Genomic DNA, 26515 nt, shown 5'->3' on the forward strand with positions numbered 1-26515 from the left:
TCGCCGTGGACCCCCGCAACACCTCCCGTGAGTGCCCCGAATGCGGGCACACCGCCAAGGAGAACCGGCCCACACAGGAGAAGTTCCACTGCGTCGGCTGCGGCCACACGGCGCACGCCGACACAGTGGGAGCACTCAACGTTCTACGGGCCGGGCTGGCCCGTCGCGACGCCAACCCGGCGTAACGAGAAGCCACCCCGTTTACGGGGTGGAGGAGTCACGTGCTCTACCTCCCGGGTTTGTCCAAAGCGAGCCAGAACCCGTTCTCAGGGAAAATCACCGTGCGCGCACGCGAGTGCCTGACGACGCGTAACGCCGTTGAAACGGGCGGGACTTCTTGATTCGGTAACAGTCTCCGCCTGGGCCCGTAACAGTTGCGGGCAGCGCTTTCACGCCGTCCTCTCAACTCTTGAGCTGTCTGATCATCCCCCGGCATACTTCGCCGTCCGGGGGGCCTGCGTACAGGTGTACGAGATTTCCCTCGGTCGGGTGAACGGGGAATTCGCCCGATACCTCATCTCCAGGGGGAGATCTTGCGCAGACAATTAAAAAGAGCAGCTGCGGCCACAGTGGCCACCGCTGCAGCCGTCGCCCTCGCAGCGGGTATGACCAGCCCGGCGTCGGCGAAGCCCGCGCAGCGAGTCCAAGTCGCCGGCTCCTCGCTCACCGCAGAGCACCACGTCACCCTGATCACCGGGGACCGGGTCGACCTCGACGCCAAGGGCCGCGTCGTCGGTCTGCGGCGGGCCAAGGGCCGGGAGAACATACCCGTGCAGGTCCGCAAGGCCCACGGCCACACGCTGGTCGTCCCGGCCGACGCGGCCCGCCTGGTCGCCTCCGGCAAGCTGGACCAGCGCCTGTTCGACATCACCGAGCTGAACAAGGCCGCCATCCGCAAGGCCCAGAAGAACGGCCTGAAGGTCATCGTCGGCTACAGCGGTGCGGCCGCTGCCGCCAGGACCGACGTCCGGGACGCCGGCACCCTGCGCCGCAGCCTGAAGGCGCTGAACGCGGACGCCGTGCAGACTCCGGTCAAGGGCACCACCGAGCTGTGGAACGCCGTCACCAACGGGGACAGGGCCGCCTCCGGCATCGCCCACGTCTGGCTCGACGGCGTCCGCAAGGCCGCCCTGGACACGTCCGTGCCGCAGATCGGCGCCCCCGTTGCGTGGGCCGCCGGCTACACCGGCAAGGGGGTGAAGGTCGCGGTCCTGGACACCGGCGTGGACACCACCCACCCGGACCTCAAGGACCAGGTGCTGGAGTCCAAGAACTTCACGACCGCCGCCGACGTCACCGACCACTTCGGGCACGGCACGCACGTGGCCTCCATCGTGGCGGGTACCGGCGTCAAGTCGGGCGGCAAGTACAAGGGTGTCGCCCCCGACGCCCATATCCTCAACGGCAAGGTCCTGGACGACTCCGGCTCCGGTGACGACTCCGGGATCCTCGCCGGCATGGAGTGGGCGGCCGCGCAGGGCGCATCCGTCATCAACCTCAGCCTGGGCGGCTACGACACGCCCGAGATCGACCCGCTCGAGGCCGAGGTCAACAAACTCTCCGCCGAGAAGGGCGTTCTGTTCGCGATCGCCGCGGGCAACGCGGGCCCCCAGTCGATCGGTTCGCCGGGCAGCGCGGACGCCGCGCTCACCGTCGGCGCCGTCGACAAGAAAGACAAGCTGGCGGAGTTCTCCTCCACCGGCCCGAGGGTCGGCGACGGCGCCATCAAGCCGGACGTCACCGCGCCCGGCGTGGACATCACCGCCGCAGCCGCCAAGGGCAGCGTCATCGACCAGGAGGTCGGCGAGAAGCCCGAGGGCTATCTGACCATCTCCGGCACGTCGATGGCCACCCCGCACGTTGCGGGCGCCGCCGCCATCCTCAAGCAGGAGCACCCCGACTGGGGCTACGCCGAGCTGAAGGGCGCGCTCACCGGCTCCGCCAAGGGCGGCAACTACACGCCGGCCCAGCAGGGCTCGGGCCGTATCGCGGTCGACAAGGCCATCAAGCAGTCCGTGATCGCCGACCCGGTCTCGGTCAGCTTCGGTGTGCAGCAGTGGCCGCACACCGACGACAAGCCGGTCACCAAGCAGCTGACGTACCGCAACCTCGGCGACAAGGACGTCACGCTCAAGCTGACCAGCACCGCCACCGACCCCAGGGGCCACGCGTCCCCGGCCGGCTTCTTCAAGCTGGCCGCGACCTCGGTGACCGTCCCGGCGCACGGCAAGGCCGCGGTCGGCTTCACGGTCGACACCAAGCTGGGCGGCACGGTCGACGGCGCCTACTCGTCGTATGTGACCGCGACCGGCGACGGGCAGACCGTCCGCACGGCCGCCGCGGTGCAGCGCGAGGTGGAGTCCTACGACGTCGCCCTGAAGTTCATCGGCCGTGACGGCAAGCCGGCCCCGGACTACAGCGCCGACCTGACCGGTGTGGCCGGTCTGGCCAACGGCCAGCAGCTGGACCCGTACGACAACTCGGGCACAGTGAAGGCACGCGCGCCTAAGGGCACATACATCCTCAACACCGCCGTCTTCAGGGACCCGCAGGACGCGAGCAAGGGCATCGACTCGATCGCCCAGCCGAAACTGACGGTCGCCAAGAAGCAGACGATCACGATCGACGCGCGCAAGGCCAAGCCGGTGGACATCACCGTCCCGGCCTCAGGTGCCAAGTCGGTGTTCGCCTCGCCCGAGTGGGACGTGACGATCGGCGACGGCCAGTACGGCTTCGGCTGGTTCCTCGACACGTACAAGAACTTCCGCACCGCCCACCTGGGCCCGCAGCTGCCGGCCGGCACGCTGACCCAGCAGTGGGACGGCCACTGGACCGAGGGCGCCACCGAGCAGTACGACGTCACCTCCGGCGGCCCGGTCAGGCAGCTCGCCACCGGCTACACCAAGCACTACAAGGCGAGTGAACTGGCCACCGTGAAGGCCCGACTCGGCGCCTCCGCGAGCGGCAAGAAGGGCTCCGTCGCAGCCCTCGGCTGGCTGCCCGGCAGCTTCAGCGCCTCCACGGTGTCCGTCCCGCAGAAGCTGCCCGGCACCCGAACCCTGCACCTGGCCGCCAAGGGCGGCGTGAAGTGGCAGCTGGAGTTCGAACAGGACGGCGGCCTCGACCAGGACGGCTTCCCGATCGGCGAGGCCGGCTACAGCCTGGGCGCCCAGTCCTACACGGCCGGCAAGTCGTACACGAAGACCTTCAACACCGCGGTCTTCGGCCCGCACCTGAACGCCGACTTCGGTGTCTACCGCGACGGCAACCAGATCTACGGCATGCTGCCGCTGTTCGCCGACGGGGCCAAGCACGCCGGCTCCTCGCTCTTCACCTCGGTGAACACCACCCTGTACCGCAACGGCAGCAAGGTCGGCTCCAACCACGACCCGCTGTCCGGCGACGAGCCCTTCAAGGTCCCGTCGGCCGACGCCGCGTACAAGCTGACCACCTCGGTCAAGCGCGCGTCGAACGTCGCCGCGGTCTCCTCGCAGATCGACGCCGCCTTCACGTTCCGCTCCAAGAAGCCGTCGGGCGGCTCCGCCAAGCTCCCGGTTTCCGCCTTGCACTTCGGCGCCACGACCGGCCTGGACAGCCGGGTCGACGCCGGCAAGAACGTCACCTTCCCGGTGACCGTCGAGGGCGCGGCCACGGGCGGCAACCTGAAATCCCTCTCGGTGTACGTCTCCTACGACGGCCAGACCTTCAAGAAGGTCACCGTCCACGGCGGCAAGATCACCGTGAAGAACCCGGCGAAGAGCAAGGGCATCTCGTTCCGCGCCAAGATCACCGACAAGAAGGGCAACACGTCGGCGATCACCATCTACAACGCCTACCTCGGCAAGTGACACGCCGGTAGGCCGATGACGGACGGCCCGCGGGAACCACTTCCCGCGGGCCGTTCTCGTGCGCCATCCCGGACGGCAGCGGGCACCGTCTCAGATCGCGGGCACCGCCCGCGTCGTGTCCATGCCTCAGTTGGCCAGCAGGCGCAGGGACGGAGCCCGGGCGTGCGTTCGACGATTTCCATGTCGATACCGAGTGTGGCGGCGTGCCCGACAAGATCCCGGCGGTTACCGGCGTCGTCGGCCGGCTTCGACGCCGGCCCGACGCGCTTCTCGCGGACCGCGGCTACGACCACGACAAGCACCGTCGCCTGCTCTGGGCCCGCGAACCCGGCGACCACGCCGTCGGGCGATCCTGCGGCGGACTGACCACGAAGATCCACCTTGCCACCGACGACCGATGCTGGCCGCTGGCCTTCCATCTCACCGCCGGGCAGGCCGGGGATGCACCGCCTTCACCGAAGTCATGGCCCGCTTGCGCATTCCACGACCCCGAGGACGACCCCGCACCAGGCCCGACGTGGTCTTGGCAGACAAGGCCTATTCGTCCCGCGCAATCCGCGACCACCTGCGCAAGCGCGGCATCCGAGCGGTGATCCCGGTCCCGGCGGACCAGCGTGGCCACCGGCTACGACGAGGCAGGCCGGCGGCATTCGATCGAGAGATCTACAAACAGCGCAACACCGTCGAGCGATGCATCAATCGCCTGAAACAGTGACGCGGGATCGCCACCCGCTACGAGAAGACCGCAACCGTCTACCTGGCCGGGCTCCACGTGGCAGGCATCTTCCTCTGGTCCGCCCGCTGATCCAAACGAAACCGCCTAGACGTCACGAGTGGCAACGTGACGTGGGTACGTGCTGCAGGCCCGGGCCTCGCAGCGATCGTGCGGCCCTTAGCTGCAGGTGCGGTAGTTGTAGCCTGCGATGCGCCCGCTGCCGTCTCCGTCGGTGAAGTGGTAGTAGCCGTCGCTGTCGCGCGAGAGACTGATGGTGTAGCTGGTGCCGATGTAGTAGGCCACGGTGTTGCCGCTCGGCAGGTAGTCGGAGTTGCGCAGCCAATTGCCCGCCGCGGTCCACGTCTTCTCGCCGGCGGAGCCGTCGCTGGGTACTTGGAACTTGGTCTGCCACCGCGCTGTCGCGGCGGCTGTGTTGCTCCCGAAGTCGCCGTCGATACCGGAAGCGGCGAGTTCGCCGTCGGCCCAGAGGATCTTCTGCCACAGGCAGGTGGCGTTGGACTGCTTGTTGTGAGTGGTGTCCACAATGCCTTCGTTGTCCCAGTCGTCGGCGAAGACTCCGCCGCCGTAGACATAGGCCAGGCCGCTGTAGCTACCGCTCGCGGACGCCGGGGTGGCACTCACCGCGAGGACGGTGGCGGTCAGGGCACCGATTGTGCAGGCAGCAAGCCTGGATGACTTCGAGTTCACGGGAGTTCCTCCTGGTTCAGGTGACGGTGGACCGTCGGATTCGGGTCACTGGGGCCAGTTGGCCTTGCGGAACCTTGGCACGCACGCGTCGGCGGGGACACACTCTTGCGGCTGAGTGCAAACAAGGAGGCTTTCGAGGGGAGTCGCGTGCTCCGTATTCACTTCACCGAGGTCGATCTCGCTCGCATCCGTGTTGCCGCGCAGCCTGACCCGATGTGGGAGGTGCTCGCAACACTTCACCGTCTTCAGTCCCGCACGGGCCGCAGTCAGTTCGCCGCTTGGCACCGGACGGTCCGTGTCGACCTGGGTACTGCCGGACTCGCCCGTCCCGTACGGGAGGTGCTGCTCTCCCTGTATCCGCTCGGGCCGTACCTGCCCGACTTCCTGACGCCCCCGGAGTCGGAGGGTGGTCTTGAGTCGGGAATTGACGGCATCCTTCGTCCGCCCCGGCAGGACGTGCTCCATGAGATAGCTCTCCTCGACCGTGTGCGCGGCGTGCCGTCCTGGGCTCTGCGGCTGGGCCGGCCGGTCGAGCGGCGGGGGCTAACCGACCTGATCCGTCGCTACCACACGGTCGCGGTCGCGCCCTTCACGGAACACATGGACAGTGGCCTCATCGCGCACCGGAGCCTTCTCGCACGTACTCTGCTGACCAGCGGGATCGAGGGGGTGCTGTCGAGCCTGGGGCCGCGCATTCGGTGGCGCGAACCGATACTCGAAGTGGACTACATAACGGAACGCGACCTTCACCTACGGGGACGGGGGCTCCGGATCGTTCCGACGTACTTCCTGTGGGGCACCCCGGTCGCACTGGCGAACGCCGAGCTGCCGCCCGTTCTCTCGTATCCGTTGAACCATGCGCCCGTGCCGCAGGACCCCCGCCTCGATGAGGGAGCGCCCCTCGGGGCACTTCTTGGAGTCACACGAGCACGTGTCCTCAGGTGTGCCGCGGACGGTCTGACCACAGGAGAGCTCGCCCACGCCCTGGGGGTTTCGCCTTCCACCGCGAGCCGGCACGCCTCCGTACTCCAGGAGGCTGGACTGACAACCAGTCGACAGATCGGCCCGGCGGTCCTCCATACCGTCACTCCGCTCGGCGCAGCCCTGCTTCGTCGGGACCGCGACGGCGCGAAGGCGGCCCAAGCGCGAAGGCCGCACATCCGAACTCGCCCTGATCAGCCTGACGGATGACGGGGACGAAGCTTCAGCCGGAGCCTGGTCCCCGCTCAAAGGGTTACGCGCGGGCCTGGACGATGAGCGTGCCGACCTCGCGCTTGCCGGGCGGCGTATCGAGCACCGCGGCCCGCACGTCCGTGGAGCCGTGCTCCTTCAGCAGGCGCTCCCAGCCCTTGGGCTCGTAGTCCCAGCGCTTTACGACAGCGGGTCCTCATCCTCGGCGCGTGGGACCTGGAGCTGGACGGTCACGTCGCCACCGGGACGTGGACCGAGCAGACGGCGACCGAGGGGCATCACCGGGGCGCCCGGTACCACGGGGCGATCCAGCTGCTTGTTGAGCCGACGGGCCGTCGTATGACGGGCAAGTGGGTCGGTTTCGGTAAGAGGTCGTTTCGTCCTTTTGTTTCATCCCTGAATCTGCCGTTTGGTGTGCGGTGTCGGGTCGCGCCAGGAGATGGTGTTCTCGCTGGTGAGGCGGCGGGCCATGAGGTCGGTCATGGCGATGTGGATCACGGCTTCGGAGCGGGTGGGCAGGGTTTCGTAGTCGCGGGCCAGGCGGCGGTGGAGCATGAGCCAGCCGTAGGTCCGCTCGACTGCCCAGCGTTTCGGGATCGGGGTGAATCCCCTGGTCCCGGGCTTGCGTTGAGTGATTTCCATGTCGATGCCGAGGGTGGCTGCATGCTCGACGAGGTGCTGGCGGTAGCCGCCGTCGACCCAGATCTTGCGTAGGCCGGGATGGCTGGCGGCGGCCTGGTCCAGGAGGGTTTTCCCGGCTGTGGAGTCCTGTACGCCGGCCGCGGTGACCAGGACCGCCAGCAGAAGGCCGAGGGTGTCGGTGATGATGCTGCGTTTGCGGCCCACGATCTTCTTGCCCGCGTCGATGCCCTGGCTCCTGGCAGGGACACTGGTGGAAGTCTTGACGCTCTGCGCGTCGATCACGCAGGCTGAGGGCTCGGGACTCTTCCCTTCCTGCTGGCGCACCAACTCCCGCAGCAGGCCGTTGAGCTGGGCGAAGACACCGTCCTTTTGCCACCTGGCGAAGTAGCCGTAGACGCTCTGATGCGGTGGGAAGTCGTGCGGGAGGTAGCCCCACTGGCAGCCGGTGCGATCCACGTAGAGGATCGCGTTCATGATCTCGCGCAGGTCATGCCTCGGGGGCCGGCCGAAGTCCAGAGCCCGGCCGCGACGCTCGAAGCGCCAGGCTGACAGCACCGGCTCGATCAACTCCCAGCGGGCATCGGACAGGTCACTCGGATATGCACGACGTTCCGTCATGACTTGGGCGTACCGCTGCCCGGGGGCGTGCGCCCAGGCGTGCGACCTGCCGCATCGAAGCGCGGAACGAACTCGGGCGTCCTGGAATGAGACAGGCGCAAGAAGGCCTCCGCCTCATCCGTCACACCGTCAGCCTCACCAGGAAGAGTCGCCACCACAGCCTCAGTAGCAGCACATCGATAGGCGGAACAAAACACCCCAGAGAACCGCACTCAATATGAAAACGACCTCTCAGAGGTCGTTTTCATCTGTCTCGCCTGGTTATTAGGCGATTCTCTGGGTGATGGATGGTGGTGCAGGCGAGCTCTTGGAGGCTGCCGATGCCTCCGGGTTGTGGGAGGTTGCGGATGGGGCAGAAACGGTCGTAATCCTGTTTCCTCCCAGGGTGCCCGGTCCTCGAGGCTGTGTGCTTCGAGCGCCGATTCGGTGCGACTGGGCGCATTCACTTCGGGGCGGTACGCCGGAAGCATGGCCAAGCGGCACCCTTACCCGAGTGATCTGTCCGATGCCCGCTGGGAGTTGGTCGAGCCGGTGCTCTCAGCTTGGCGCTTCGAGCGCCGCGGCAGAGCTCTGGACTTCGGCCGGCCGCCCGAGCACGACCTGCGCGACATCATGGACGCGATCTTGTATGTGGACCGCACCGGCGTCCAGTGGCGCTGCCTTCCGCATGACTTCCCGCACTGGAACACGGTCTACGGCTACTTCGCCAGGTGGCAGCAGGAAGGCGTGTTCACCCAGCTCAACGGCCTGCTCAGGCAACTCTTACGACAGAAGGAAGGACGGGAGGCCGAACCATCGGCCTGCGTGATCGACGCGCAGAGCGTGAAAACCTCCACCAGCGTGCTCGCCTCCAGCCAGGGCATCGATGCCGGGAAGAAGATCGTCGGGTGGAAACGGAGCGTCGTCACCGACACCATCGGCCTCCTTCTCGCCGTGCTGGTCACCGCGGCAAGCGTGCAGGACTCCGTCGCCGGCACCCGACTCCTGGACCAGGTCGCCGCCGAACATCCCCGCGTCCGCAAAGCGTGGGTCGACGGCGGCTACCGCCAGCACCTCGTCGAGCATGCAGCCACCCTCGGCATCGACATGGAAATCACTCAACGCAAGCCCGGGACCAGGGGATTCACCCCGATCCCGAAACGCTGGGCAGTCGAGCGGACCTACGGCTGGCTCATGCTCCACCGCCGCCTGGCCCGCGACTACGAAACCCTGCCCACCCGCTCCGAAGCCATGATCCACATCGCCATGACCGACCTCATGGCCCGCCGCCTCACCAGCGAGAACACCATCTCCTGGCGCGACCCGACACCGCACACCAAACGGCAGATTCAGGGATGAAACAACGGGAGAAAACGACCCCTAACGCTTGGACGCCGCAGCTGGGGCGGACGAAGCCGGCCGGATTCGAACCGGCGTCCTCGCGGTTTTGGAGACCGCGCGCGACTACCTCTGCGCTACGACTTCGCCCGGCTCGGATCCTAGTGTGATGCGTCTGAAATCCTGATGCTTTAGTCCTGCTCGGTTTTCTGGCCGGTGGTTCCGACCTTGGTGAGGTAGTCGGCGAGGGAGTTGAGGATCTCGTCGGCGGTCTTGGTCCAGGTGAAGGGCCGTGGGTTCTCGTTCCAGGTGTCGATCCACGCGGTGATGTCGTCCTCCAGAGCCTTCACGGAGGTGTGGACGCCGCGGCGGATGAGCTTGTCGGTGAGTAGGCCGAACCACCGCTCGACCTGGTTCATCCAGGAGGAGCCGGTGGGAGTGAAACGGACGTGGAATCGGGGGTGTTCGGCGAGCCATGCCCTGATGTCGGCGGTGTTGTGGGTGGCGTAATTGTCACAGACGAGATGTACGTCGAGGCCGGTGGGCACGGCCTTGTCGATCCGGGTCAGGAACTTCTTGAACTCGATCGCGCGGTGGCATCGGTGAAGTGCCGATATGACGGTGCCGTCGGCGACGTTGAAGGCGGCGAACAGGCTGGTGATGCCGTGCCTCAGATAGTCGTGGGTGCGGCGTTCGGGCATGCCCGGCATCATCGGCAGCACCGGCTGGGACCGGTCCAGTGCCTGGATCTGGGACTTCTCGTCCACGCAGAGCACGACCGCCTTCTCGGGCGGGTGGTGGTACAGGCCGACAACGTCGACGACCTTCGCGACGAACTGCGGATCGGTGGACAACTTGAAGGAGTCCTGCAGGTGGGGCTTGAGGTCGAATCGCTTCCAGATCCGCCCGATCGTCGACTTCGACAGGCCCGTGCGCTGGGCCATCGAGGCCCGTGACCAGTGCGTGTCCTGGCCCGGGAGCGACTCCAGGGTGGCCACGACGACCTCCTCGACCTGATCGAGGAGGACCGAGGGCGGCCGGCCCGAGCGCGGCTCGTCATACAGACCGTCAAGGCGTTTCGCGATGAACCGGGCCCGCCAGCGGTCCACGGTCGACCTGTCGATGCCGAGGTCGGCCGCGGTCTGCCGGTTCGTCCCACCCTCCGCGCAACGCAGCACGATCTTGGCCCGTAACGCGAGGAACTGAGCGGTCTTTGCCTGCCGCGCCCACTGCTGCAACTGCCTGCGCTCGGCGTCATCGAGGACCAGGTCGGCCTTCGGCCGGCCGATCCGGCCTGCGTCCTCAAGCCCAGCCATCCGCTCCGCGGCGAAGGCCCGACGCCACTTGCCGACCGTCTTGGCCTGGACACCGACAAGCCGTGCCACACCAGCGTTCGACATGCCGTCCGCGCACGCCAGGACGATGCGGGCCTTCTCGACCGAGCGCCGGTGCGGCAATTCCGTCCAGCGCACCAACTCGGCACGCTCGGCCTCGGACAGTGTCATCTCCACAGCAGAAGGCCCGGGATGCGACATGCCAACAGGGTAGTAACTAAGCATCAGGATTTCAGACGCATCACACTAGGGTCCGTCTTCAAAGATCATCAAGTGGTGGATCATGGTCGGGTGATACGCCGCCATGAACTCACCGACCTGGAGTGGGAGTTGCTCGCTCCGCTCATACCGCGTGCCGCGACGGGACGACCGCGAGTGCCGGACCGGCAGGTCATCAACGGGATGGTCTACAAGATCCGGACCGGGGTCTCCTGGCGTGACCTGCCGGAACGTTACGGGCCGTGGCAGACGGTCTACACCCGCTTTCGCCGCTACGCGTTGGACGGCGTGTTCACCCGGGCACTCCAGCAGATCCAGGCCTGCGCGGACGCTGTCGGCGACATCGACTGGCTCGTCCAGATCGACTCCACCATCGTCCGCGCCCACCAGCACTCGGCCGCCACCGGCCGAAAAGGGGGATCCACCGGCCGGACGAACCGGACGATCACGCCCTCGGCCGATCCCGAGGCGGACCGACCACCAAAATCCACCTCGCCCGCGACGGCCGCGGCAGACCCCTGGCCGTCCTGCTGACACCCGGCCAACGCCACGACAGCATCTGCGCGCGTCCCCTCCTGGAACGCATTCGCGTCCCGCGCATCGGACGTGGCCGACCCCGTTGCAGACCCGACCACGTCGTCGCCGACAAGGCCTACAGCTCCCGCGGTTTCCGCGCCTACCTGCGCAAACGCGGAATTGCCTGCACCGTCCCGGAAAAGACCGACCAGAAGCGTCACCGCCACAACCGCGGCCACCGAGGAGGCCGGCCACCCGCTTTCGACCGCCAGATCTACCGTCGGCGCAACGTCGTCGAGCGCTGCTTCAACCGACTCAAGGGCTTCCGCGGCATCGCCACCAGATACGACAAGACCGCCACCTCCTACGAGGCAGCGGTCAATCTCGCGTCATTCCTACTCTGGGCAAGATCCTTTTGAAGACGGGCCCTAGTCCCTCCGGCCACGCGCGAGGCGTACAGGCGCTCTCCGTCAGTATCCCCACGCGCTTTCCAAGGCTGGTGGCATCCCTGGGGCGTGTTCTGCCGGTGTCTGTGGCTGGAGCTAGCCTGTCGTGCGTTGGGCCGCTCCGAAGCCGCGGAGATGGACGGGCGCCAAGAGTGGGGAACGATGACCGGGCAAGGAGCCGTAGATCTGATTCGCCTCGCCGACGACGAGGGGAACAGCGTCGCCGTACAGGTGACAGGACGGGACATGCCGGGGGTGCTGACACGCCACGACACCCTGATTGCGAACGTCCTGGTAACGACCTGGTTCGTCAGGGGCCAACTGGAAGTTTGGCTCTCGCCCAGGGACCTGGCCGATTGGGAAACAGCTCTCGACTCGCTGGCGGCGGGGCAGAACATCAGTTGGATGGGAGGTCGCGCGCCCGAGATCAGAATCCGACTCGAAGGAGAGCGTGGCTGCCCCGACGTCATCGTTGACGACATACCGGGTTCCATGGCGACAGTGACAGTGCCCGTGGCCCTCGAAGAGGGCTGGATAGATGATCAGCGTCGCCGTTTGGGCGAGGTTCGCCGACGCTGGCCCCGCGAGGTGGTGGAACCCTCGTTCGGTGTCTACGAGTGGAGTCCGAACCGAAAGCGACATCTGTAGCCGGGTTGCCCCGCCGCATCTCCAACTCGCGTATCGGGCGCCGAGCCGCAGCATGATCGGGCGCTCTCGGATACTTCAGGGCGAGCATCCCGGCGCTAGTTTGGAAAATCGAGTACATGCACCCGGCCTGACCTGGCGAGACGCTGACCGGTGGGTTCTCGGACTGTTCGCCCGGACTCCCCGCTGTTCCCCGTCGGCCGCTGTCTCATCGGGCACGCAGGGGGCACGTCGTCACTCGTAGGACCGCGCTGCACTCAGGGCCCGAGCCATGAACGTCCAGTCACCGTCGGCCGGTAGCTCTTGGCCATGGTTCGCGTACCACCCTGGGGCGTCGCCCACCCACGCTTCCAGAGCCTCCAGGAAGTTGTCTAGCGTCCGGTTCTCCCACTGGCCGGCCCGCCTCGAAGTCCTGCCGAAGACGTCTTACACCGTGTCCTACATGGCCAGTTGGTCGTTGGCGGGGGCATGGGGAGTGGACGGTGGGGATGGGTCGTGCCGGACGGATTGTGGGAGATCGCGAAGCCGTTGCTGCCGTCGGCACGCGTGCGTCCTCAGGGCGGCGGGGTGGCCAACATCGATGATGAGGCGGTGTTCGCGGCGATCATCTACGTCCTGGTCAGCGGCTGTGCCTGGCGGGCCTTGCCTCCGTGTTTCGGGGCGTCGAAGTCGACAGTGCACCGCAGGTTCCTGATCTGGTCGCGAGCCGGCGTCTGGGGACGGCTGCACCAGAAGGTGCTCGAGATACTCGTCGGCCAGGGGCTGGTCGACCTGTCACGGGCTGTACTGGACTCCGCTCATGTCCGCGCTAAAAAGGGGGTGAACTTGCAGGTCCGTCTCCCGTGGACCGAGGCAAGCCAGGTTCCAAGATGCACGTCCTGTCCGACGCGAACGGACTGCCTCTACGCGTCGGCCTCTCCGCAGGGAACACTCACGACAGCCTCGGGCTGAAGCCGATGGTCGCCCATTTCCACGTAGGACACGAATCCCACAGCGCGCATTCCAAGCCCGAGCGACTCCACGCCGATAAGGCCTACGATCTCCCTGACCTGAGGAAATGGCTGCACAGCCAGCACATCGGCGTCCGCATCGCGCGCAAGGGAATCGACTCAAGCGAACGCCTGGGCCGCCGGCGGTGGGTCATCGAGCGCACGATCTCCTGGCTCACCGGATACCGCCGCCTGTCCCCTCGTTACGAGCGCCATCCCCGCAACTACCTGGCCTTCCTCGGTCTCGCCGCCGCCCTCTGCTGCTACAAGCGCTTCCTCAAGCTGACCATGTAGGACACGGTGTTAGAAAGCCCCTCAGTGCCTCGCGGTCGGCAACGCGTTCGTTGGGCCACAGCGGTACTGGCACGTGCTCGTCCCCCAGTCTTTGAGGCTGAGTCTGACTTGGTGGTTGTGATCAGCATGCGAGATCACGTTTCCGCTGATTGCGAACCCCACGGGGGGCGGGACGGTTCCATGCGGTGTGGCAAAGATCTCTGCCAGTCCCACAGCGTCCGGTACGCCGTCGATCTGCACGAACACGCCGAAGGGCCGGCGGCGGATGACCTTGCCAGTCACGGCGGTACCAACTGGCAGCGCGGCTACAGTCGCAAGCCACGCTCGCTTTGTGCCCTCTGGTGTTGGATCACCAACACCCGTCGCCTGCGGGTACTCCGTCATGCGCCGCATCCCCCCAACGATCGTGAACTTGAACCTCTGGCCTCATCCTTATCAGGTCGATCACGCGGAACTGTCGACGTTGGTCAACGTGTGCTGTACCCGGGCTGGCCGGTCTCTCAGGTTCGGCCTCGACCGCTGTCGTTCGCGGCTGTTGGTGTCAGCTGCTGATGTCACGGGCGGAGGCCGCCTTGACGCGCGCCCACCTTGCCGACTCGCGTCCGTACCGGATAGCCGCCAGCGTGAGCCCTGAAGCCAGGAGACACCGCGTGATCCTGTCGTCTTCGGCGATCAGGAAGATCAAAAGCGGAATCACGAAGAACACCAGATGCCAGTACGGGTGATTCCACCGACTGTTCTTGTCTGCCATCTCGCCCCCCTCAAGCGGCACCCTAGCGACAGTTGTGTGGGGGCTCGCAGGCGCCCCTCGTCCTACCTCAACCCACCATCTACCCCAGCTCCCATCCCGTCCGCCGTCGACCCACGCACCGTGGAGCGGGCGTGGTTCATGGCGTCCAGGTGGAGCGCGCCACTGTACGAACGACCTGGACGCCATGGGCCGCGTCTGCTCGGCTCTGCCTGGGGCGATGGCGGACGGGATGGGAGCCCACCACGCTCACCACGATGTGCCTGCGGCCGGGAACGGCGCCCCCTCCATCCCGGTGCCGGCCGATCCCCCGCCGGAGGCATGGTCCTTGACCGGTGGCCGCATATGTCGGGTGCTCGACGCTTGGCGCCAGGCCTATCCACCTGTGGGCGGGCGTCGGCGCAGCCGGGGCGGAGCGGGCCGAAGACAGGAGCGGCGCCCCGAGCGGAGCCGGGAGCCCGCCCAGCGGAGCGGAGCGCAGCCGGGGCTTGATGGAGTAGGGAAAGTTCTACCGCACCGCGATTATGAGCCGGTGTCCTGTCTCGGTCGATGCTTCACGCTGTGGCTTCATCTGACGCTTGGCACCAATTACCTCGGCTTGTCTGTGCCCGTTTGATTCGGCGCGTCCGGGGAGGGTTGGGGCCAGTTGGCGATACGGGTCCGGGCCACTTCGGCGATCACGGTCCAGGGGTCGCCCGTCAGGCGAAGCACCGCACTACGCGGAGAGTACTGATGGGTGGCGACGGTGTTGCGGACAGCGTCGTGGGGATCATCAGCCAGTGCTTCCAGCAGTTCGGCTGGGCAGTTGCGGCGACTCGCCACTCGGCTTCGAACACGCCAGTCGTCGTCCTTGAGCAGCTCGGCAAGAACCTCTGGCGGGCAGCTGCGGTTGTGGGCAGCCCAGAACCGCATGTCCGGGTGCTCACGCACCAACTCATCCCAGACCAGCCGCGGCATAGCCGCCCAAGCCGAGCGGTCCCTGTCCGCAGGATCCTCGCTCAGACGCAAGCGGATGAACTCCTCGACGGAGGTGATCTCGGGAAAGCGGTCCGGCATGGCAGGACCGTAACGCACGATGTCCAGGACAAGCATCAAGTCTCACCTGACGCCGAACCGCCAAGCATTGTGGACGATCGCGTAATTCGGCTCTGGCGACGATCACGTGATGTTCTCTGCCGCCGCGTCGCGGCGCACTTGTGGCGGAGTACAACTCACGCCAGGGTGACGTGCATGTCGCCCTCGGCCAGGACGTTGAGGACCTCGGCAAACAGGTCGTAGGGCTGGCCGTCCGGTGTCAAGGTCTTGGACAGGTGCTCGCGTGCGGTGACGGCGTCTCGCCAGAGCAGGGTCGCGGGGGCGGTGTAGCCGAAGGTGCCGCCCAGGCAGTCGTCGAGGGCGTCCAGGCAGCCACCGAAGTAGCCGCCCGGTCCGTTCACCGCCTCGCCGAGCGCCAGGTAGAGGCCCGGTTCGTCGGTGATGTACCGACCGTCGAGTTCGTAGGCGTGACGATCCGGCCGGTCACGGTGGGCGCGCCGGCAGGCCCGCTCCCGGACGAGATCGAGCCAGGCCCCGCGGCGCCGGGTGTCCAGGCAGGCCCAGGCGCCCAGGGTGTTCGGTGGCCCGGCGAGCCACCGTTCCCAGATAGGCCGGGCGTATTCGGGGACGGGCGTGAAGAGCTTTCCTTCGAGCTCCAGGTCGATCAGGTCCGTCCCGTTGGAGGACGGTTGCCAGGCGGTGACTCTGGTCCACAGCAGTCGTTCTGTGATGGTTTCGCACTGGTCGTCCCGTATCTCGAGGGCGGCCTCCTCCAGATCCAGCGCCCGCCGGGTGCCCTTCAGCAGTGCCGCCCTGAGCTGATCACTCGGGGCGAGTCCCCTCAGGACGAGCGGGGGTGACATCTGCTCGGGTGGCAGGACGCGCGCAAATTCCCGGCACGAGCCCAGCCACCGATGGCCGTCGTGCACTCGGACGGAGCCCCTGTGGCCCTCGGGCGGGCCTTCGTAGTCGTCCAAACCGGTGAGCAGCAGACTGTCTGTTCCGGGGAACTGCCCTGAGCTCTCCGCGTCCTCCAGCAGCCAAGGTTCAAGTCCCTTGTCGTCCGGCACCAGCCACACCCGGCTGCCTACCCAGTCCCGCACCTCGCCGACCGGGACCCAGTCGAGCAGTTCGTACGTCCCACGCCGGGGTTCCCCGAACAGCCCCTCCGCCTCGACGCAGACTCCCCAGGCATGGCCATGCTCGGTCTCCGTCAGCGTGTACCGCATGGGCCCGCGATGGTTCTCGTCCTCCTGCACGGAGGGAATCATGCCTGCACCAGGCTTTCGCGGCGAACCCCTTTCCCTGTGGCGGGTCACGATCTCTCAAAGCTGAACACCCGAGTTGGCCACAAGCGATCAAGTTCCCTCGGTTCTGGCGGGTCACGTAACGTTTCCTGCCCTTGCACGCGTCGCGAGCCACAGGACTATGTGTGATCGGGGAGCATGATCGACGTGCTTATCGCAGAGTGTTGAGGACCTGTTTCCGCACCTGAGCGCAGTCTCCGTCGATCGGGTGGAGTCCGATGGTGTGTCCGCGACGTTGTCCGTACGGTCTTCCGCGCCAGCCGCAGCGTGTTCCGGCTGCGGCGCCCGGTCCGCGCGGGTTCACGGCCGCTACCGCCGTTCGTTGGCGGACTTGCCGGTCGCCGGGCGCGGGGTGAAGGTCGTGGTGACGGTGCGCCGTTTCAAATGCGTCAACGACGCGTGCTGCCAGACGACGTTCAGCGAACAGGTCCCGGGCCTCACCTCGCCGTTCGCCAGGCGGGCGCCGACGCTGACGAAGGCGCTGGTGTCGATCGCGCTGGCGCTGGCCGGCCGGGCCGGATCCCGGCTCGCCACCCGGTTGGGTATGCCGTGCGGCCGTGACCTGCTCATCAAACTGATCCGCGCGCAGCCCGCGCCCGAGGTCCCGAAGGTGACCGTGCTCGGCGTCGACGACTTCGCGATCTGGCGCCGTCACTCCTACAACACCATCCTGATCGACATGGAAACGCACCGGCCAATCGACGTGCTGCCGGACCGCGAAGCCCAGACGCTGGCCGATTGGCTGGCCGCGCATCCGGGCGTCGAGATCGTGTGCAGGGACCGGGGCGGCGCCTACGCTGAGGGCGTCCGGGCCGGAGCTCCGCAGGCCATGCAGGTTGCGGACGGGTGGCACCTGTGGCGGAACCTCGCCGAGGCCGTGGAGAAGACGGTCGGCGCCCATCACGGCTGCATCCGGGCCGCGTTCGCGATACCCCCGGTCGCGAAGGAGCCCGTCGCGGGGGACCTGGTCACGAAGGAACCGCCCACCGTCGAGACCGCCCCGTTCGTTCCTTTGGACGGAACACTCGACTCCTTGGGGCGCCCTTGGCGCCTGGTGACTCGCACCATCGAGCGCTACGAGATAGTCCAGCATCGGCTGGCCGAGGGGAAGACGCTGGCCGCGATCCGCCGTGAACTGCGGCTCGACCACTCCACCGTGCGCCGCTTCGCCCGCGCCCGCAGCCTCGACGAGCTACTGGTCAAGGCCACTAACCGGGCAACCATCCTGGACGAGTACAAGGCCTACCTACACCAGCGGTGGACCGACGGATGCCACAACATTCCCCAGCTCCACCGTGAACTGCGCGAACAAGGATTCACCGGAGACATCCAGTGCGTCCGCCGCTACTTCCGCCCGTTCAAGAAGCCCCACAGCCCCCTGCCCAAGCAGCCGCCCGTGCCCGCTCCCGAGCCCCGGCCGGCACCGAAGCCCCGCCGTGTCGTCCGCTGGATCATGACGAACCCCGCGCATCTCACCGAGACCGATGCGACCGAACTCAAGGAGATCCGGGCCGCCTGCCCCGAACTCGACGCCGCCGCACGACACGTCCGCGACTTCGCCGACATGATGCGTGACCTTCGCGGCGAGCTACTGCCCTCCTGGATGGAACGTGTCCTCGCGGAGGACCTGCCCGCCCTCCATAGCCTGGTCAACGGCCTGCGCCGCGACCACGACGCCGTCACCGCCGCACTGACCACCTCATGGAGCTCGGGCCAGATCGAAGGTCACGTCACACGTGTCAAGCTCCTCAAACGCATGGGCTTCGGCCGAGCCAACCTCGGCCTCCTCCGCCAGCGGGTACTCCACAGTCCGTGATCTTTCCGAGGCCACTCTCAGCTGCGTGGAGGAACCATGGATGATGGAGCAATGTTGGTCCGCACGGAGAAGATGCCGCAGATCCCGCAGCGGCCCATGGCAGTTCGGGTTCGCACACCCATTGGATCCGCCGCGGTCCTCTGGCGTGGTGATGCGCAGGAAGCAGACGGCCACCACCTCGTCGAATGGACCATCGACGACGACATTTACTGGGGGCAGAACACGCACCCAGCCCCTTGTGCCGAGCCAGGCATCCGGCAGGACGGGGGCCGGCTGGTCCTGCGCGGTCGTCTTCAACTCACGGAAGATGGCGCGGCCTATCTACAGATGGGCTACTGGCCGGTCCTGTTCGATCTCGCGTCACCGATCCCCGACAGCGCCGATGGCGCCTGGGTGGAGATCAGCGTCGAAGCAGGCAGCGTCGCCCTCTACCCCTATCAGACCTGACATCACAAGATCTTCGACAGAGCCGAATTGCATGACCGTCGACAGCAGGTTCGACAGTTCCTCGTCTCCGGGCTCCATGCTGTGCCAACGCCCGGTCGATCGGGGCGGTACGGCTTCGTCCGGACCTGTCACCCAGTCGGAGGCGGGTGCTGCAAGGAGCGCACCGCAGGGAGCGGCCCACATCGAAATGGTCAGCCGGCCCTCCTCAGGAGGCTGCGCGTTGTCTCGGCTCAGCTCTGAGGCGGCTGCTCAGGAGCCTCCCGCAGGACGGCGACGCGCCTGAGGCAGCCCCACGAGCCAGCAAGGAATAGCAGCGTGATGCCGATGGAACGAGGAAGGCCGAGCGCGGTCGGTCTCCCCCAGCCTTCGGCCGGGGGCGCCCCGTACACCCGCCTGAAGCGCCCCAGCGGAGAAGCGGCGCTACTAGGGCCACACGACCTCGCCGTCTCGAACCACCAAAGGCTCGAACTGGTCTGACTCGCAGAACCTGGTCCAGCCCAGACGGACCGTACCGGTGGGAGCACTGTGCCGGTCATCCGCTTTCGTGGCCAGCCAGCTGAGCAGTTCACCGATGCGCTCGAAATCGTCCGGATGAATCTCTTGCCGAACAGTCAGAGCCCATGTCCCGTACCGTGTGTCTTCCGGGCGTAGCAGCACCGAGACGAGGGCTCCGCCCACCTTCCATGCCTCGCCGGGCTGGCCGAGCAAAGGCACCGGGTCGTCCATCATGACGAGGCTGCCGTGCTCATCTTCAACGACTGTCGGGAACTCGGGCACGATGCGGAGGCTCTCCGGCTTGGGGCCCAGCCCAAGATGCCACCGAAGCTCTGAAGCCTCTTCGTCAGAGAGCCTCTCGCGTAGGTTCAGAACGATCGAGAGTTCATAGATGTCTGCCACAGCGGCAAGTTATCGCTCTGGTACGGCAATGCCCCTGGGGGAACCTCACACCACAACACGGGAGATTCCCGCGGCTCGGGCTACGTTTTCGCGGTTCAGCGAATCCTGTCGGTAGCCCGCCGCTCCGCCTTCACGAGGTCGAAGTCGCCGCCCTCGTTCTCGCGGTCGGCCAGGCTCGAGGACGGTTTGCCCGCTTCAGCGCGGCGGTGATGTCCGAGGTGCGCATGGAGGTGTCGAACACTCCGAGCCGGAGGCCGCCGTGCAACGGAGGCAGGCGCACGAGTTTTCCGTTCGTGCTCAATTTCGCACGGGCCGGGCAATTTCGGCCCTCGGCTCCGGGGGCGGACCGGTAGGCTGCGGCGCAGTGGCCGACGCATCGGCCCAAGCCGGTGCCTCGGCCCATGACCAAGGCGCATCACGGCGGAGGTGCCCGCGGGCCCCCAATAACGGGGTTCGGACTGTGAGCATCAGTGCGGGACGTACATCAACTCCGGACAGCCGTAGAGCTGTTGAAGGCTTCCGCATGCTGCTCTTCATCGCGCGCATCGGGTCATGGGGCCGGGCGCGGGAAATGCGAGAGCCGTATGACCAGCAGCCACGGCCGCAAGAGCCGGGCACGAAACAAGAGCCGGAGCCTGGGCGCCGCGTACGCCGCTGCCAACGCCGGCACCCTCCACCGGCACGACAGCGGCCCGTCCGGCAATGACCTCCAGCCGGCCGACCCCACCCGGTTGGGAGTGGCGAGTGCGCCGGACATGTGGACCGCGGCCGCGCTGATCGGCGCGTGCATCGAGCGGTGCGCACCGTGCCGGGAGTCCCTCACGGCGAAGCTCCTTGCTGACGAGGACCCGGTCGTGCTCGCGATGGCAGCGGGGGCCGTCTACAACCTGCGCGCGTTCCACGAGCCGGACGCGGAGGGTCCTGCCGCCAGGCCCCTCAGGATCTTCTACCTCCTCGTCAAACACGCTCGCCTGCACGTGGGCGACGCCCGGCTGTTGACGGAGACGGTCGAGAGGATGCCCCGCCCAGACCGCGGCACTTCTGGAAGCCGCGATGGAGCTGTGGACCTCCTACGGGTCCGAGGGCCTCGGCCTCATGCGCGGGCCGGGGGGCTTGTCGGACCTCACCGCCATCAGCGATCTGGCCACGGCGCGACCCGGCGCTGAAGCTGGTGTCCACCGCGCGGGCGGAGACCACCCGCAGACGGAGACCGGTCCTGCTGATCAGGCCGCCGTTCAGCGCGAGCGGGACAGCACCGGCCCTGGCACCACTTCGCCTGTCAGTCCCACCCGGCTGCCCGTTCACCGGCCGTCCGTGGCCCGCCACCCCAGCAAGGAGATCCGGATCCACATGAGCGAGAACACCGAGGACATCGCCCAGAACGCGGAGAACGCGGCCCGCTCCCTCGCCGAGCTCGTCTGCGACCTCCAGCACCGGGGGATCGAGTATCCGCTGGAGGCCTATCGGATCTACAGCTTCCTCACCCGCTGCGCGGGGGAGATGCGGACAGCCCTGGCCCTGCTCAAGGTCTCCGGAGAGGTGCTTCACAACGACGACGAAGTCCAGCGGTATACCGAGTCGTCCTTGACGGCCGTGCAGCTCGCGGGAGTGCTGGGCAAGGCCTACTCCGCTGTCGGGCACCTTGCGTACAACGCCGCCCCCGGCGAGCAGAAGTCGGCAGCGCGCAGCTGAGTCGTTCTGCTGGACGAGGTGTGATCGTCGGGAACGTGATCACGCCTTGGCGGTCGACCCCCCGGCCTCTCCATGCTTGGGACACGACGGTCTGATGCGGTCGTCGCGTTGGGCGATAGCTGCGGTGAGAGTGTCGCGGACCGCGACCGTGAGCGCGTCCTCTTCGCCCCCTGCTCGTTCGCAGTCGGTGAGGATCTGCTTGTACAGGAGGATGGCCCGGTGGAGGTCCCCCTCCACTCGGCAGGTGTAGGCCAGTTGGATGCGGGATCTCAGGGTGTCGGGGTGGTCCTCACCCAGCACCCGCCCACGGCCCTGAACGGTCTGCTCGTACAGGGGGATGGCCCGACCCGGATTCCCCGCCGCCCCGTAGCAACAGGCGAGGAGGTTGCGGGATTTCAGTGTGTCGGGGTGGTCCTCGCCCAGCACCCGGGCCTGGTCTTTTTGGAGCTGCTGCAACAGGGGGATGGCCCGACCCATATCCCGCGCCGCGCCATAGGCGCGAGCGAGGAAATGGCGGGAAGCCAGGGTGTCGGGGTGGTCTTCCCCCAGCTCCCGCACCCGGTCTTTCACGGTCTGCTCGTACGGGGAGACGGCCCGATCGGCATCCTCCACCGCCTGGTAGGCCTCGGCGAGGAGGCGGCAGGAGTTCAGTGTGTCGGGGTGGTCTTCGCCCAGCTCCCGCACCCGGCCCTTCACGGCCTGCTCGTACAAGGGGATGGCCCGACCCGGATCCAGCGCCGCCCCGTAAGCGTGGGCGAGGTTGTGGCGGACGGTCAGGGTGTTGTGGTCGTCTTCGCCCAGCACCCGCACCCGGCCCTCCATCGCTTGCTCGTACACGGGGATGGCCCGGCCCAGGTCCCCCGCTTCCTGGTAGGTGCTGGCAAGGTTGTGGCGGCAGAGCAGGGTGAACAAGTGGTCTTCGCCCAGGACCCGTTCGGCGTCGGCGAGAGTCTGCTGTGACAGGGGGATGGCCCGGTCCAGGTCCCCCGCCTCCCGGTAGGCGCTGGCGAGGTTGTTGCGGGAGGCCAGGGTTTTGGGGTGGTCTTCGCCCAGCAAGCGTTGGTAGGCGGCGAGGGCCCGTTGGTAGTGCCAGCTGGCACGGGTGGGCATGCCCTGGTTGTCGACGAAGAGCCCGGTGCGGTTGAGGATGTCCGCGGTGGTGGCGGTGTCGGTGTCGGGGCCAGCGTGTTCGGTGAGGGCGTCGATGTGGGGGAGCAGGGTGCGCCAGGTGGGCCAGCTGGCGGGGATGCCCGGGCCGGCGGGCAGGGCGGAGTGCAGGTTGGCGGTGGCCTGTTCGCGGGCCTGCTGGATGTGGTGGGGGGCGCGGTGGGGGTCGTCGGGGTCGGGGGTGCGGGCAAGGGCCTGGACGAGCCGGTGAACAGCCAGGGTGCCGGTGGAGGGGTCGGGGGTGATCATGCTGTAGGCGGTCAGCAGCCCGAGCGCCGTGTTGAGGGCGGGTGGGTCGTCGGGGCCGCCCGCCAGGGTGGTGGGGATGTTGTCGGGTGCGTACCAGGCCAGGGCGCGCAGCAGATTGGCGGTTTCGGGCCGGAGGAGGGTGATGCGGTCGAGGGTGATGTTCCAGATCCGGGCGATGGTGCGTTCGGGCGGGGTGATGCCGACGGCGCCGGTGCGGTACATCGCCGCTGGGTGCTCGTTGAGCAGGGCGAGGTAGGCGCGGGGAGTGGTGAGCGGATTCTGCGCGAGGTAGGCGGCTGCCTGTTCGACGGCCAGGGGCAGACGGCCCAGTTCCGCACACAGGTCGGTGGCGCCTTCCAGATCCCGTCCGGGAGCGGTGGCGGTGGTGATGCGGGTGAGCAGGTGGAGTGCGTCCGCCTCGTCCAGGACGTCCAGGCACACGGTGGGGATGTGGTGCCAGGCGGTGGCGAGGCGGCTGGTGATCAGGAAGCGTCCCTGCGCGTGGGCGCGTGCCAGGAGCGGGGCGATGTCGGCTGGGTCGTTGACGTTGTCCAGGATCAGTAGCCAGCCGGTGTGGGTGGCCAGCCACTGCAGGGACCACTCCGCCAAAGCCTCGACGGGCAGGGTGCCGGTCAGGGCCGGTTGCAGGGCGCCGGTCAGGTCCGCCAGACCCCGCTGCACGCTGGCGGGTTTGTCGGCGGTGATCCATCGGATGGGGGCGCAGCCATGGGGGCGGGTGGCGGCCCAGTGCGCGGCCAGGGTGCTCTTGCCGATGCCGCCCAGCCCGTGCACTGCCTGCACGACAGCCCCGCCGGGAGTGGCGAGCGCGGCGTCGAGGCGGTCCAGTTCACCCGTGCGGCCGACGAACAGGCCCGGACGCACCGCCAGGTTGTCCAGCCCTGCCGGAGCCGCGACCTGGGCAGGCGGCCGCAGCGCCTCGGACGGCAGGGACACCACCCGACAGTGGTCCCCGGTCAGCACAGGAGCGTAGCTGTTGCCTCCGATGGCTACAGCCCGCTCGGCATGGGCCTCCACCCGCTTCTCGGGTCCGGCAGCGGGTGGCTTCTGTCGCCTCCCTGCCCGTTGGAACGGCCACTTCACGGGTGTTCCCGGCCAGGCTGGTCACCGGTGGACAGCGGACCGGAGTTGGTTCCGCCGATGGCGATCGCACGGTTCCCGGATGCGGACACCGTGCCCGGGGCCGGTGGTGGCGGGGTGGGGTGTGGTCCAACAGCGCGCTGAGCAGGTACGGGCGGGGCGGATACCGGAGTGTCGCCGGTGGAGACGGGTGCCTGGTTGTCCCCGCCGATGGCAACGCCGCGCTCGGCCGTGGCCTGGACCGAGCGGCCGGAAGTCCCGGTCACCGGGGCCCGGGTGGCGAAGCCGTGACCCCACAGAACGGTCAGCGAGCCCAGCACTGCACCGAGCGCGGAAGCCAGCGACCAGCGGATCGCGGGATCCTTCAGCAACGGCGCCAGTACGATCGCCCCGCACAGCCATGCCGGTACCGCGAAGGCCGCGGCCGTCGCCAGCCCCGCCACCGCCCACCTGACGTTCCGTCCCATGTGACCCCAACCGCGCCGAAAGTCCGTGTCCACCACCACGGTGGCAGCAACCCCTCGGCCCTGAACGGCTTTTGACAAAGGAGAGCCGGTAGCGCTAAGGCCGCTCTTGGCGAAAGCGCAATGGCCGTGCCCGGCCGGGTCGAGCTGGGTAGGTACCGTGTCGACCTCGACGTTCATGGTGTTGTCCTCACCAGGGGTGCGGGTAGGCGGGCGCCATGACCGTCGAGGTGAGCGGGCCGCGCCGACCACGGGCGCGACGGAAGCTGTCCTGGTCCCGGAGCCGACTAGGGCGTTTCTTTCCGATCAGCGGGCGGACCAGATGAAGATGCTGGCGATGTGGAGTCCGGCGCGGAACACGGTGGCGGTCTTCTCGTAGCGGGTCGCCAGGCCGCGCCAGTTCTTTAGGCGGTTAATGCAGCGCTCAACGGTGTTGCGCTGCTTGTAGGCCGTGCGGTCGAAGGCGGGCGGGCGGCCGCCCCGCCGGCCCTTGCGCTTGCGGTTGGCGATCTGGTCAGCGGGCTGCGGGATCACCGCACGGATACTGCGCCTGCGCAGGTGCTCGCGGATAGCTCTCGACGAGTAGGCCCGGTCCGCCAGGACTACCAGGGGTCGGGTCCGAGGCCTGCCGATCGTCCTGGGCACGCGCAGGGCGGACATGACCTGCTGGAAAGCGGGTGCGTCGTTGGCCTGACCCGGGGTGAGGACAAAGCACAGCGGGCGGCAGCGGCTGTCCGCCGCGAGGTGGATCTTGGTGGTCAGCCCGCCGCGGGAGCGTCCGATGGCGTGGTGGTCTGGTTCGTCGGCCGGGGCCCCCTTTTTCGGGCCCCGGCTGCGTTCTGATGGGCGCGCACGATAGTGGAGTCGACCGAGACGACCCATTCCAGGTCGCCTTCGGCGTCGGCCTGGGCGAGCAGGGCAGTGAAGACGCGCTCCCAGGTGCCGTCGATCGCCCAGTTCCGCAGCCGGGTGTAGACGCCCTTCCACGATCCGTACTCGCGGGGCAGGTGTATCCACTGCGAACCGGTCTGGAACTTCCAAGCGATCGCGTCGATCACCTGGCGGTGATCACGCCACCGTCCGCCCCTCTTCGGCGTCCGATCCGGCAACAACGGCTCTATGCGCGCCCACTGCGCGTCAGTCAACGGCACGACCGGGCCAACGATCCGATGATCGGAAAGTGGCGGTCGTCAGGCCGGGGTGATTCGGCCACACTGGTGCGATGAACTTCGGGGCGGGGCTTGGCGAGGGTGGCTGGGACGATGACGGAGCCCTCCGGGCTGCGCTAGGGCGTACGGCCGAGGGACTCGGGCTTGACCTGCCCGAGTCGGACGGGAAATGGGATCGCCTCGCAGAGTACGTCAACGCGAGGAGCGGTCGGCGCGTGATGCTGTATCCGCCCGGAGAAGGGCGTCGGACTTTCCAGGTGAACCTCCAGGACAACGGCACCCGTCTGGCCTGTGGGTGGACCGCAGACCTGGCCGAAGCGGTCAGAGCGACAGCGGCGTGGACGGGCGGCGCGGGCCTCGAGGAGACCAGAGCGCGCGCCCAGTTCATCCGTTTCAGACCCTGGGCCCTCGACCACGAGCGGGAGCCGTTCGGTGCGGTCGAGTTGACGTGGTGCGCCAAGCTCGACCGCATCCACATGCCGCCGTACGACCGGCACCCGCGCCCCCACGCGGCGCTGGCGGCGGCGTACGCCCAGCCGGTGCTCCGCCAGCTGATGCCGGTCAACAGTCACTTCAACCTCTGGTTCTCCACCAGTGTCGAGGAGTTCTGGAAGGCGCGGGTCGGGTACCTCATCTGCCCGTACGACGAGGGGCTGTACGGAGTGCGGAACAAAGGCAGGCTGGTTGCGCGCACCGAGACGCCGGAGGAAGCCGTCGCCCTCGTGGTGGCCGCCCTCCCGGAGGAGCTCGGGCCGGCGAGCTGAGGCTAAAGACCGCGGGCAGCGCGCGGGGCTTTGCAGCACGGGAAGTCGGGACCACCACCCTGACATGCTGAGGGCAAGATCCTTAAGACACGCCCTAGCCCACCAGCAACGCGCTCCACCGGCGCATCGGATGCTCCACGTTGCCGACTTTCCCGCGCAGAGGTTTGCCTACTGCGCAAC

The 26515-nt window shown here is 67.6% G+C and carries 20 protein-coding genes, 1 tRNA gene and 4 pseudogenes; 13 read left to right on the forward strand and 12 right to left on the reverse strand.

Translation table 11 applies throughout. The features are described from left to right. Together ACFYW7_RS38310 and ACFYW7_RS38315 are read left to right on the forward strand one after the other, a co-directional pair. Positions 1–185 (forward strand): zinc ribbon domain-containing protein (locus ACFYW7_RS38310; RefSeq protein ID WP_389511212.1); only part of this gene is annotated, 185 nt, incomplete at its 5' end. A 420-nt stretch (positions 186–605) separates the two neighbouring features. Continuing rightward, positions 606–3848 carry a S8 family serine peptidase gene (locus ACFYW7_RS38315; RefSeq protein WP_389511214.1) on the forward strand — a complete coding sequence of 1081 codons (3243 nt, stop codon included), beginning with the start codon at positions 606–608 and terminating at the stop codon, positions 3846–3848. A gap of 149 nt (positions 3849–3997) precedes the next feature. On the opposite strand, the pseudogene ACFYW7_RS38320 reads toward ACFYW7_RS38315, so the two are convergent. Then, a pseudogene (locus ACFYW7_RS38320) lies at positions 3998–4087 on the reverse strand (IS5/IS1182 family transposase); the annotation flags it as partial. 93 nt (positions 4088–4180) lie between these two features. Between ACFYW7_RS38320 and ACFYW7_RS38325 the strand changes: the two are divergent. Further along, a pseudogene (locus ACFYW7_RS38325) lies at positions 4181–4653 on the forward strand (IS5 family transposase); the annotation flags it as partial. A gap of 87 nt (positions 4654–4740) precedes the next feature. Here ACFYW7_RS38325 and ACFYW7_RS38330 read toward each other — a convergent pair. Further along, positions 4741–5271, reverse strand: a complete 531-nt coding sequence (locus ACFYW7_RS38330; protein WP_326786576.1) for a peptidoglycan-binding protein — start codon at positions 5269–5271, stop codon at positions 4741–4743. A gap of 147 nt (positions 5272–5418) precedes the next feature. Between ACFYW7_RS38330 and ACFYW7_RS38335 the strand changes: the two genes are divergently transcribed. Beyond that, positions 5419–6462, forward strand: coding sequence for an ArsR/SmtB family transcription factor (locus tag ACFYW7_RS38335; RefSeq protein WP_389511217.1), 1044 nt, complete (start codon positions 5419–5421; stop codon positions 6460–6462). Between the two features lie 231 nt (positions 6463–6693). Further along, a pseudogene (locus tag ACFYW7_RS38340) lies at positions 6694–6831 on the forward strand (XRE family transcriptional regulator); the annotation flags it as partial. Positions 6832–6852: 21 nt separating this feature from the next. On the opposite strand, the gene ACFYW7_RS38345 reads toward ACFYW7_RS38340, so the two are convergent. After that, positions 6853–7722 carry an IS5 family transposase gene (locus tag ACFYW7_RS38345; protein ID WP_389511219.1) on the reverse strand — a complete coding sequence of 290 codons (870 nt, stop codon included), beginning with the start codon at positions 7720–7722 and terminating at the stop codon, positions 6853–6855. Between the two features lie 468 nt (positions 7723–8190). Here ACFYW7_RS38345 and ACFYW7_RS38350 point away from each other — a divergent pair, with 468 nt between their 5' ends. Beyond that, entirely contained in the window at positions 8191–9060 is an 870-nt protein-coding gene (locus tag ACFYW7_RS38350; RefSeq protein WP_389511221.1) for an IS5 family transposase, read from the forward strand. A 51-nt stretch (positions 9061–9111) separates the two neighbouring features. Here ACFYW7_RS38350 and ACFYW7_RS38355 read toward each other — a convergent pair. Both ACFYW7_RS38355 and ACFYW7_RS38360 read right to left on the reverse strand, forming a co-directional pair. After that, a tRNA-Trp gene (locus ACFYW7_RS38355) sits at positions 9112–9186 on the reverse strand. Between the two features lie 44 nt (positions 9187–9230). Next, positions 9231–10550 (reverse strand): IS630 family transposase, encoded by a 1320-nt coding sequence (locus tag ACFYW7_RS38360; RefSeq protein ID WP_389511257.1) that lies wholly within the window; start codon positions 10548–10550, stop codon positions 9231–9233. 117 nt (positions 10551–10667) lie between these two features. On the opposite strand from ACFYW7_RS38360, the gene ACFYW7_RS38365 reads away from it, so the two are divergent. From ACFYW7_RS38365 to ACFYW7_RS38375, 3 genes are all read left to right on the forward strand, one after another. Then, a protein-coding gene (locus tag ACFYW7_RS38365) for an IS5 family transposase (RefSeq protein WP_389511259.1) occupies positions 10668–11527 on the forward strand; the annotation gives its coding sequence in 2 pieces (ribosomal slippage) (positions 10668–11034 and positions 11034–11527; 861 coding nt in all). A gap of 138 nt (positions 11528–11665) precedes the next feature. Then, a complete protein-coding gene (locus ACFYW7_RS38370) occupies positions 11666–12202 on the forward strand; it encodes a DUF5959 family protein (RefSeq protein ID WP_389511223.1) in 537 nt (178 codons plus the stop codon). Positions 12203–12667: 465 nt separating this feature from the next. Next, positions 12668–13482 (forward strand): IS5 family transposase gene (locus ACFYW7_RS38375; protein ID WP_389511225.1). Its coding sequence is split into 2 segments (ribosomal slippage): positions 12668–13010 and positions 13010–13482, totalling 816 coding nucleotides; the frame shifts between segments, so codons are not numbered across the junction. A gap of 541 nt (positions 13483–14023) precedes the next feature. Here the strand turns inward: ACFYW7_RS38375 and ACFYW7_RS38380 are convergent. From ACFYW7_RS38380 to ACFYW7_RS38390, 3 genes are all read right to left on the reverse strand, one after another. Further along, entirely contained in the window at positions 14024–14233 is a 210-nt protein-coding gene (locus ACFYW7_RS38380) for a hypothetical protein (protein ID WP_389511227.1), read from the reverse strand. Positions 14234–14818: 585 nt separating this feature from the next. Further along, complete coding sequence (locus ACFYW7_RS38385) at positions 14819–15322, reverse strand: hypothetical protein (RefSeq protein ID WP_389511229.1); 504 nt, start codon at positions 15320–15322, stop codon at positions 14819–14821. Positions 15323–15441: 119 nt separating this feature from the next. Further along, the gene (locus tag ACFYW7_RS38390; protein ID WP_389511231.1) at positions 15442–16536 is read right to left on the reverse strand and encodes a barstar family protein; all 1095 of its coding nucleotides are present in this window, start codon (positions 16534–16536) and stop codon (positions 15442–15444) included. Between the two features lie 259 nt (positions 16537–16795). Between ACFYW7_RS38390 and ACFYW7_RS38395 the strand changes: the two genes are divergently transcribed. Then, positions 16796–18388 carry an ISL3 family transposase gene (locus ACFYW7_RS38395; protein ID WP_389511233.1) on the forward strand — a complete coding sequence of 531 codons (1593 nt, stop codon included), beginning with the start codon at positions 16796–16798 and terminating at the stop codon, positions 18386–18388. Between the two features lie 36 nt (positions 18389–18424). Next, entirely contained in the window at positions 18425–18835 is a 411-nt protein-coding gene (locus ACFYW7_RS38400) for a hypothetical protein (RefSeq protein WP_389511235.1), read from the forward strand. Positions 18836–19258: 423 nt separating this feature from the next. Here ACFYW7_RS38400 and ACFYW7_RS38405 read toward each other — a convergent pair whose 3' ends face one another. Continuing rightward, positions 19259–19732 (reverse strand): hypothetical protein, encoded by a 474-nt coding sequence (locus tag ACFYW7_RS38405; protein ID WP_389511237.1) that lies wholly within the window; start codon positions 19730–19732, stop codon positions 19259–19261. Between the two features lie 1350 nt (positions 19733–21082). On the opposite strand from ACFYW7_RS38405, the gene ACFYW7_RS38410 reads away from it, so the two are divergent. Then, complete coding sequence (locus tag ACFYW7_RS38410; RefSeq protein ID WP_389511239.1) at positions 21083–21424, forward strand: hypothetical protein; 342 nt, start codon at positions 21083–21085, stop codon at positions 21422–21424. Between the two features lie 39 nt (positions 21425–21463). On the opposite strand, the gene fxsT is transcribed toward ACFYW7_RS38410, so the two are convergent. The 3 genes and pseudogenes from fxsT to ACFYW7_RS38425 form a co-directional block, all read right to left on the reverse strand. Further along, a complete protein-coding gene (gene fxsT, locus ACFYW7_RS38415; protein WP_389511241.1) occupies positions 21464–23794 on the reverse strand; it encodes an FxSxx-COOH system tetratricopeptide repeat protein in 2331 nt (776 codons plus the stop codon). A gap of 143 nt (positions 23795–23937) precedes the next feature. Next, entirely contained in the window at positions 23938–24582 is a 645-nt protein-coding gene (locus ACFYW7_RS38420) for a hypothetical protein (protein ID WP_389511243.1), read from the reverse strand. A gap of 126 nt (positions 24583–24708) precedes the next feature. Then, a pseudogene (locus tag ACFYW7_RS38425) lies at positions 24709–25553 on the reverse strand (IS5 family transposase). Between the two features lie 236 nt (positions 25554–25789). On the opposite strand from ACFYW7_RS38425, the gene ACFYW7_RS38430 reads away from it, so the two are divergent. Further along, positions 25790–26335 (forward strand): DUF6193 family natural product biosynthesis protein, encoded by a 546-nt coding sequence (locus ACFYW7_RS38430; protein WP_389511261.1) that lies wholly within the window; start codon positions 25790–25792, stop codon positions 26333–26335. Positions 26336–26515 lie beyond the last annotated feature (180 nt).

Source organism: Streptomyces sp. NPDC002580 (assembly GCF_042889485.1).
Lineage (GTDB): Bacteria > Actinomycetota > Actinomycetes > Streptomycetales > Streptomycetaceae > Streptomyces.

What these genes read in the sequence shown, in the direction of transcription:
- ACFYW7_RS38315 (WP_389511214.1), top strand. Translation starts at nt 606, where the DNA reads ATGACCAGCCCGGCGTCGGCGAAGCCCGCGCAGCGAGTCCAAGTCGCC.
- ACFYW7_RS38345 (WP_389511219.1), bottom strand. Translation starts at nt 7,722, where the DNA reads ATGACGGAACGTCGTGCATATCCGAGTGACCTGTCCGATGCCCGCTGG.
- ACFYW7_RS38350 (WP_389511221.1), top strand. Translation starts at nt 8,191, where the DNA reads ATGGCCAAGCGGCACCCTTACCCGAGTGATCTGTCCGATGCCCGCTGG.
- ACFYW7_RS38380 (WP_389511227.1), bottom strand. Translation starts at nt 14,233, where the DNA reads ATGGCAGACAAGAACAGTCGGTGGAATCACCCGTACTGGCATCTGGTG.
- ACFYW7_RS38385 (WP_389511229.1), bottom strand. Translation starts at nt 15,322, where the DNA reads ATGCTTGTCCTGGACATCGTGCGTTACGGTCCTGCCATGCCGGACCGC.
- ACFYW7_RS38390 (WP_389511231.1), bottom strand. Translation starts at nt 16,536, where the DNA reads ATGATTCCCTCCGTGCAGGAGGACGAGAACCATCGCGGGCCCATGCGG.
- ACFYW7_RS38400 (WP_389511235.1), top strand. Translation starts at nt 18,425, where the DNA reads ATGGATGATGGAGCAATGTTGGTCCGCACGGAGAAGATGCCGCAGATC.
- ACFYW7_RS38410 (WP_389511239.1), top strand. Translation starts at nt 21,083, where the DNA reads ATGAGCGAGAACACCGAGGACATCGCCCAGAACGCGGAGAACGCGGCC.
- ACFYW7_RS38420 (WP_389511243.1), bottom strand. Translation starts at nt 24,582, where the DNA reads ATGAACGTCGAGGTCGACACGGTACCTACCCAGCTCGACCCGGCCGGG.
- ACFYW7_RS38430 (WP_389511261.1), top strand. Translation starts at nt 25,790, where the DNA reads ATGCTGTATCCGCCCGGAGAAGGGCGTCGGACTTTCCAGGTGAACCTC.